General features: G+C 58.9%; 9 protein-coding genes. 5 read left to right on the forward strand and 4 right to left on the reverse strand.

All coding sequences use genetic code 11. The features are described from left to right. Positions 1-184 precede the first annotated feature (184 nt). The 5 genes from B7L68_RS07930 (at position 185) to B7L68_RS07950 (ending at position 3,752) form a co-directional block, all read left to right on the forward strand. Positions 185-922 carry a class I SAM-dependent methyltransferase gene (locus B7L68_RS07930; protein WP_081247136.1) on the forward strand — a complete coding sequence of 246 codons (738 nt, stop codon included), beginning with the start codon at positions 185-187 and terminating at the stop codon, positions 920-922. After that, positions 919-1,797, forward strand: coding sequence for a deoxyhypusine synthase (locus B7L68_RS07935; protein ID WP_081247137.1), 879 nt, complete (start codon positions 919-921; stop codon positions 1,795-1,797). Before B7L68_RS07930 ends, B7L68_RS07935 begins: the two co-directional genes overlap by 4 nt. A 219-nt stretch (positions 1,798-2,016) precedes the next feature. Continuing rightward, positions 2,017-2,937, forward strand: coding sequence for a UDP-N-acetylglucosamine--dolichyl-phosphate N-acetylglucosaminephosphotransferase (locus B7L68_RS07940; protein WP_081247138.1), 921 nt, complete (start codon positions 2,017-2,019; stop codon positions 2,935-2,937). Next, complete coding sequence (locus tag B7L68_RS08520) at positions 2,934-3,227, forward strand: hypothetical protein (protein WP_143615332.1); 294 nt, start codon at positions 2,934-2,936, stop codon at positions 3,225-3,227. The genes B7L68_RS07940 and B7L68_RS08520 overlap by 4 nt, the downstream gene beginning before the upstream one ends. A 39-nt stretch (positions 3,228-3,266) precedes the next feature. Continuing rightward, entirely contained in the window at positions 3,267-3,752 is a 486-nt protein-coding gene (locus B7L68_RS07950; protein ID WP_081247140.1) for a Rab family GTPase, read from the forward strand. Here B7L68_RS07950 and B7L68_RS07955 read toward each other — a convergent pair. The 4 genes from B7L68_RS07955 to B7L68_RS07970 form a co-directional block, all read right to left on the reverse strand. After that, the gene (locus B7L68_RS07955; RefSeq protein WP_081247141.1) at positions 3,736-4,533 is read right to left on the reverse strand and encodes a hypothetical protein; all 798 of its coding nucleotides are present in this window, start codon (positions 4,531-4,533) and stop codon (positions 3,736-3,738) included. The two genes, B7L68_RS07950 and B7L68_RS07955, sit on opposite strands and share 17 nt — an antisense overlap. Positions 4,534-4,569: 36 nt before the next feature. After that, complete coding sequence (locus B7L68_RS07960; RefSeq protein WP_081247142.1) at positions 4,570-5,265, reverse strand: HAD-IIB family hydrolase; 696 nt, start codon at positions 5,263-5,265, stop codon at positions 4,570-4,572. Next, positions 5,262-6,497, reverse strand: coding sequence for a protein-disulfide isomerase (locus tag B7L68_RS07965; protein ID WP_081247143.1), 1,236 nt, complete (start codon positions 6,495-6,497; stop codon positions 5,262-5,264). Before B7L68_RS07965 ends, B7L68_RS07960 begins: the two co-directional genes overlap by 4 nt. Before the next feature lie 31 nt (positions 6,498-6,528). Further along, on the reverse strand, positions 6,529-6,785 hold a 257-nt coding region (locus B7L68_RS07970), incomplete at its 5' end, for a CBS domain-containing protein (protein WP_143615333.1).

Consider the following 6,785-nt stretch of genomic DNA (forward strand, 5'->3'; position numbering starts at 1 on the left):
TTGGATCCAGCTGGGGGCGGTGGGGTGCGGAGGCCTTGTCGAGGACGATCTACCCCTCTTATGCCTACTACGGTGAGGCACGGCGTTAGTGTTATAGGCGATATATAAGTTTTACCGGAGGGCCGCGACGCGCATGGCGGCAACCATCGGCATCAATCTTATTACCGTCGGGACGTCGTAGCCCGTGGGCGAGCCAGCTCCGTGGCCTTGGGACTCCCCATTGGTAGATTTAAATGGGGATATTGTCCTGACCTATATGTACTACGACGTTCCGTTCGTGCCGACGCCTGAGGTCGTCGTCAGGCGCATGCTGCAGCTGGCCAGGGTGAAGCCCGGCGAGGTCTTGTACGATCTGGGCAGCGGCGACGGCAGGATAGTGATCATGGCCGCCAAGGAGTTCGGGGCGTATGCCTACGGCGTAGAGATACGGAAGGATCTCTACGAACAGAGCTCCGCCAAGATCAGGGATCTGGGCCTGGAGGGGCGGGCCAAGATATTGAACACCAACTTCTTCGACGCCGATATCTCGGACGCCGACGTCGTCACCATGTATCTGCTGACCTCGGTCAACGAGCGGCTGAAGCCGAAGCTGGAGAAGGAGCTGAGGCCGGGGACTAGGGTGGTCAGCCACGACTTCGAGGTGTCTGGATGGCGGCCTATGGTGATCGAGGAGGTGTATGAGGAGTGGCGGTCCCACAAGATCTATCTGTACAAGATCCCGGGGAAGGAGATACCGGTGCCCTCCGGCAAGACTACCTCCATCGAGGATCCGCTCACTCGGCAGATCATGGCTCTGGTTGACGGCAACAACTCCGTGGAGGATATAGCGGCGAAGCTCAACACGACGCCGCGGGAGGTTAGAAACGCGTTGAGGAAGCTTCTAGACGCCGGCCTTGTCGAGGAGATAAGGATAGTTAGATGAGGGAGATTATAGAGGCCTATAGGAGAATCGGCGGATTTCAGGCCCTGCACGTGGCTGAGGCCGCCGACGTCTTGAAGGAGGCGGTCGAGAGGGCCGATCTACGCTTCTTCTCCTTCACCGCCAACCTCGTGGCGACAGGCCTCAGGGAGGCGATCGCCGAGGCGATCCGGAGGCGGCTCTTCAACGTCGTTGTGACCACGGCGGGGGCCCTCGACCACGATATAGCGAAGGCCGAGGGCGCCAGGTATCTGCCGGCGTCTTTCGACCTGGACGATGCGGATCTGGCCGACAAGGGCTACCACAGGCTGGGCAACTTGGTCATCAGCAGGGATGAGTACGGCCCCTACGTCGAGCGTTTCGTATTTAGAGCGCTGGATTCGCTCGACGCCGAGAGAATAGCCACGTACGAGCTCGCCGGGCACTTCGGAAGATTGATGCCCGAGGGCTCGATCCTAGGGGCCGCGGCCAGGGCCGGAGTCGAAGTGTTCGTGCCGGGCATAGCCGACGGGGCTGTCGGCACGGCCATACTCACGTACAACGACGTACAGAGGGTGAAGAGAGGCGGCAGACGCGTAGTGATCGACGTGCTGAAAGACGAGGAGAGGCTGAGGGAGCTCGTGGCGTCCGCCAGGAGCCTCGCCGCGCTTATAGTGGGAGGCGGCATATCGAAGCACCACGTGATCTGGTGGGCCCAATTCAAGGGCGGACTGGACTACGTAGTGTATGTAACTACGGCGACTGAGTACGACGGCTCCTTAAGCGGCGCGAGGCCCAAGGAGGCCATCACCTGGGGCAAGGTTAAACGAAACGCCAAGGCCGTCCACATCATGGCGGACGCCACATTGGTCCTCCCGATACTCCTGGGCTACCTCTGACCTCCTCCCCGTCCCAAAAGGCCCCCTTTAGGGCGGCCCGCCGGCGCCTCAGCCCGGCCCTCACGGGCCCCTCGGGCCGGTTCATGGAGCCACGCGGCCGGCGCTACGGGCCATGTGGACCAGTCGGAGCTGGAGATGTCGAGCCGCCGTTAAGCTCCATCTCCGAGCCGAGGGGTAAGACCGCTTGCAATACCTATATAGCCTCTTTCCCTCTCGCCCATGCTCCAGATAGCCGCGGTTGTTGCCGCGTTCGCGGCCGGCGTGGCGCTAGGGCCCGCGTGGCTGCGCTACCAGAGCGCCAGAGGCTTGGTCTCAGTCGACGTATATAAGGGGAGGCAGGGCGTGCCCAAGGCCGGGGGGCTCGTGGCCATGGTCGCCGGCGTCGTCGGGCTGTCCATCCTGTCCCTCCTCGACCCTAGGCTGTGGTACGTGGTCGCCTTGGTGGGCGTCGTGGGGCTGGTTGGGCTGCTCGACGATATATATGACGTGAATGAGCTCATAAGGGTCGCCGTGCCTCTGCTGGCCGCTACGGCCCTATATTTCGCCGTAGAGTTGCGCATGACCCTGCCCTTCATGGGCACGTTCTACAGCCCCGCCTGGCTCGCTGTGCTCGCCATACCCGTTATGACGAACGCCTACAACATGCTGGATCCGGTCAACGGGTTTCTCCCGCTGTCCAACGCGATAATAGGCGCATCTCTAGCCGCCGGGGCCCTCCTCAGGGGCGACGCCGAGGCCTTCTACGCCTTCTCGGTGCATGTGGCGGCCTCCCTAGCGTTGTTCGTCTTCAACCGCTATCCGGCCAGCGCCTTCAACGGCAACGTGGGCAGCTACTTCCTAGGCGCCGAGGCGGCGGCCCTGGCGGCTCTCTACAACATGGTGCCCCAGCTCGTCTTCGCCTCGATGCCGTATATAGTCAACGGCATCCTCATAATATTCTCCGCGCGCGGCATCAGGGGCAGGAGCAAGATAGACAGGCCGACCGTGTTGATCGGAGGCAAGGTGGCGCAGAACTGCGACTCCAGCATCCTAAGCCTAGTGCGCCTCTTGGTCGGAGACGGCGCCCTGGGCGAGTACGAGATCTTTAGACGGCTGGTGGTCCTGACGGCCATAACGTCGCTGGCCTCGCTGGCCATATGAGGGGCGCTCTGGCCGTCGTGCTGTTCTCATTCGCTCTCCTTGTGGCCTATCTATATATCGGAGGGCTACTTCTGGAATACCTGAGGATCAGGCCGCTGCCCTACCTAAACGTCGGCGACTTCGCGGCAGCTGTTTTAATCTTGCTGTACGGATATGCCGTCTATTTCGTCGGACGGGCCGTGGCGAAGAGGCAGTGCGAGCACGAGGGACGTGGAGATCTTGACGGCGCTGTTGACAGGCCGTGGCGAGCCTCTGTACGAGAGGGTAAAGGAGATAGAGGCCGAAGTTAGAAAGTTAGAGTTATTAGTAGATAGAATGCTGGAGGATTTGTGAAGCGGGTGATATGGGCCGTTCTCGGCGTTGGAGGCGTCGGCAAGACCACTTACATATATAGGCTGTTGGGCCTCTCGCTGAGGCCCAGGGTGACCTTGAGGCCCGGCATCTACAGATATTACTACGGCGACTACGAGATGGATGTCATCGACGTGCCCGGCCAGCTGGCGCGAGAGGTGGCGCTTAACTTCAGCAGGATGTGGTCGTTCTACGTGGACCTCCTCGCCTATATGTACGACGTGACGGACCCCTCGTCGCTGAGGGCCATAGCCGATATCCACAGCGCGTTGCTCGACGCGGGGCTGAAGCCCTTCCGAAAGGTCATACTGATAGGGAACAAGAGGGACCTAGCCGAGGAGGTGGGGACGCTTATAGAGGGCGACGAGATGGCCCAAGCCATAGGGGCCGGCAAGATATACTACATATCCGCCATTAAGGATCCGCCCAACGAGCTGATAAGGCCCATCATCGAGAACTTATAACGCAGAGGTCCTCGTCGTCGTGGATAATCTGCCCGCCCACGTCCTTCATGACGCTGTCGCAAGTCGGCGGAGCCCCTAGGCCCAGCGCCTCGTCGACAAGCGAGGCAAGCTCGCCGAGCGTACCATTTACATGGACATATATAACTTCCTCACCCAAATTTTTTAGTTGCCTAAAATTTATATTCCTGTGACATACTAGTACAGTATTAAAGGAACCATATTTTGATTTGACAAACTCTATATCTGTGGAGGGCTCCAGCGCTATGAAGACCGCCGGCGCTAAGAACGACGACACGGGGGAGGCCATGACTGGCAGATAGGAAAGCCTCTCGCTCTCTATATCCAAAACGTCCTGGAAGTCGTCAGCTATCACGAGGTCTCTGCCGGCTTGGGCCGAGAGCTCCGACGAGAAGCCGCAGGGAAGGAATCCGGCCACCAAGGTGAGGCCTCCCCACGGGAGAATCTCGGCGGCCATGCGTACCCTGATCCCCTGGAATATGTAGGTGAATGAATGTATGAGGGCGGGGCTCGGCTTTATGGGATTGCCCAGCAGATGGGGCACTACTACGTCGTCCACTATCTTGGCTATTGTGGGGTCTCCCCTATCTGGAGGCAGTTTGCCCGTCCTTATGTATATATCGCCCCTCTTGACGAAATACCCCAGGCGCGCCAAGATCGAGTAGAGCCTCTCTAACCTCGCATCAGGCTTTATCGCGGCGTTCATGAGCGCAAGCCTCGCGAAGTTGCTACCAAGTATCCCCAGCTCCACCTGATAGCTCACGCAAAGTAGGGGAACAGTTGATTATATCCATTGCGTTTAGTCTGAACAAGCAACTCCATCTATGATTATATCCACAGCCTCGGCGAAGCCGAGCCCGCTGGGCCCCTCGACCGTGAGCCGCGCGGCCCTTTTCGCCTCCTCATCGGCGTTGCCTACGGCTATACCCCATCCGAGCCTCAACATAGGGACGTCCACCTCGCTGTCGCCGACAACCGCCACTAGGCCACACGGAAGCCCCCACGCCTTGCACAGAAACGCCAGGCCGGTGCCCTTATCGACCCCTCGCGGCCTCACGTGTATCGCATAGCCGCTGTACTCCACCCTGTAGGAGCCGCCTAGCCGCGACCTCACGGCCGACAGGGCGGCGTCCGGCTCAGCGGTCGGGTAGAACGCCAGGTCGTACTTTCTGCACCTATTCTGCTCGCTCTCTCTAGCCAGGCCGGTGGATAGGACAGCCTCGACCACCTCCTGGCGGGGGAAGGCTTGGCACAGCTCGTGGACCTTGCCCTCGAGGCTGACCATACAGCCGTTCTCGGCTATCACCGCGTTGACCCCCAGATAGCGCGCTATAGACAGGGCGTAGTCAAGGCCGTTGGCGGTCGCAAGCGCGACCCGAACTCCCAAATGCCGTATTCTTCTAAGAGCCGTAAGCGCCTCTAGGGAGAGCTCGTAGGTGTCCCTGGAGAGAGTCAGCGTGCCGTCTATGTCGGCCACGAGGGCTCTGCACTTCATCTACCCAGAGCCGACGCGAGGGCGGAGGGGTTGTAGCCGGTGATCACCACGTAGGAGCTGTTGGGGTATACCACCACAAACACCGGGAGGGCCGCCGATTGAGGCTGCATGTTGGCCCCCTCAAGCGCCAGGCTCAAGAGGGCCGACTCGGAGGATAGATCCACGGCGCACGTGCTGTTGGGCAGAACCCCATATGGGTTCGAGGCGTTGCTCAACAACCGGCCATATATCTCCCGCAGGAGGTCCACAATGGCGCTTTTGTTCCCTAGGGACGAGTAGAGGCACCTCAGCCTCTCCGCGTAGTTCAGCGGCTGGTTGGGGGCGTCCAGTATGACTAGGCCGACGCCTCTAAGCAACGTATAGTTGTTAACTAGGAATTGGGCCGACTGCGTGTCGTTAAGGCCCATGAAGGCCAATACGGTCGTGTTGCCGCCGGCGGCTACCATGCCCACTTTCTTGGCCGCCGCAACCAACGTGAGGCCTCCCATGTCCTTCACGGGCATCTCGCCCGAGAGGTTAGATATTATGGAGGTATATGTTGAGTTCACATCGCCCACGGACCTCAGCAAATACGTTACGTTGAAGGTAGAGGGACCCACCGATACAATTATACTGTATTTATATACTACATTATTGTTTAACTTATATAGATAATATGTAATATTTATTGTATAGAATAAATACGCCATCGACGTGGAGTTCTTATAGATAGCCGCCTCGCCGAATGGAGTTGGCGCCGAGCCGCTAAAGGTGAGCGTCGCCGGCGGAGGCGTCTGCGACAGAGCCGACACTATTTGGATAAAGTTGGTCGAGGTTGAGAACTGTTGCGGCGAACATACGCTGTTGGATACCCTGGCGGGCACGCCGGCGATTGTCTGGGCTATTGTGAAGTTAGAACATGTGTATCCCAAAAGCTCTGGGTAATTGACCAAAGTAAGGGTGGTGTTAGCCGATCTGTACAGCTCGCTGAGCCTCTGCGGCGACAGCAAGAGGTAGGCCTCGCTTCCGTTACGCGCAGATACGAGCAGAACGCTCTGGCCGTACTGGACGTAGACCAGGGGGATCTCGTTGCCGCCGACATATACGTCGTAGAGATAGACGCCGTTTGGGTAGCTTATGGCCGAGATGTTGAGCGTCTTTGGGTATTGCGGCGACGATGTCCTCAACAGAAGGATCAAGGCCACGGCGATTACGACGGCTACGGCTACTAAGGCCGGAACTATTCTGTTCATGGAGCCTGAAAACGGGCCCTATTATATAAAATTATTCTTTTGTCGACGGCCTTCTGTCGGCAGAGAGGCTCTCCATTATTCTGTCCTCCGCTATGAGGTCTCTGATCGAAAGTACGCCAACGAGCTCGCCTTTGCTGTCCAGCACCACCAGGTGTCTGATCTGGTGTTTCCTCATGAGGTATGCGGCTCTGTATATGGTGTCGTCCTCCCCTATCCAGACGAAATTGCCCATGGTCCCCGCCTTGTCGACTGTGACTGTCAGCGGAGCCTTGCCGGCGATGGTCCTGA

Origin of the sequence: Thermoproteus sp. CP80, from assembly GCF_002077075.2 — an archaeon.
In the GTDB taxonomy this organism is placed as follows: Archaea; Thermoproteota; Thermoprotei; order Thermoproteales; family Thermoproteaceae; genus Thermoproteus.

Coding starts and splice junctions, on each gene's coding strand:
- B7L68_RS07965 (WP_081247143.1), bottom strand. CDS start 6,497: ATGAACAGAATAGTTCCGGCCTTAGTAGCCGTAGCCGTCGTAATCGCC.
- B7L68_RS07940 (WP_081247138.1), top strand. CDS start 2,017: ATGCTCCAGATAGCCGCGGTTGTTGCCGCGTTCGCGGCCGGCGTGGCG.
- B7L68_RS07960 (WP_081247142.1), bottom strand. CDS start 5,265: ATGAAGTGCAGAGCCCTCGTGGCCGACATAGACGGCACGCTGACTCTC.
- B7L68_RS08520 (WP_143615332.1), top strand. CDS start 2,934: ATGAGGGGCGCTCTGGCCGTCGTGCTGTTCTCATTCGCTCTCCTTGTG.
- B7L68_RS07935 (WP_081247137.1), top strand. CDS start 919: ATGAGGGAGATTATAGAGGCCTATAGGAGAATCGGCGGATTTCAGGCC.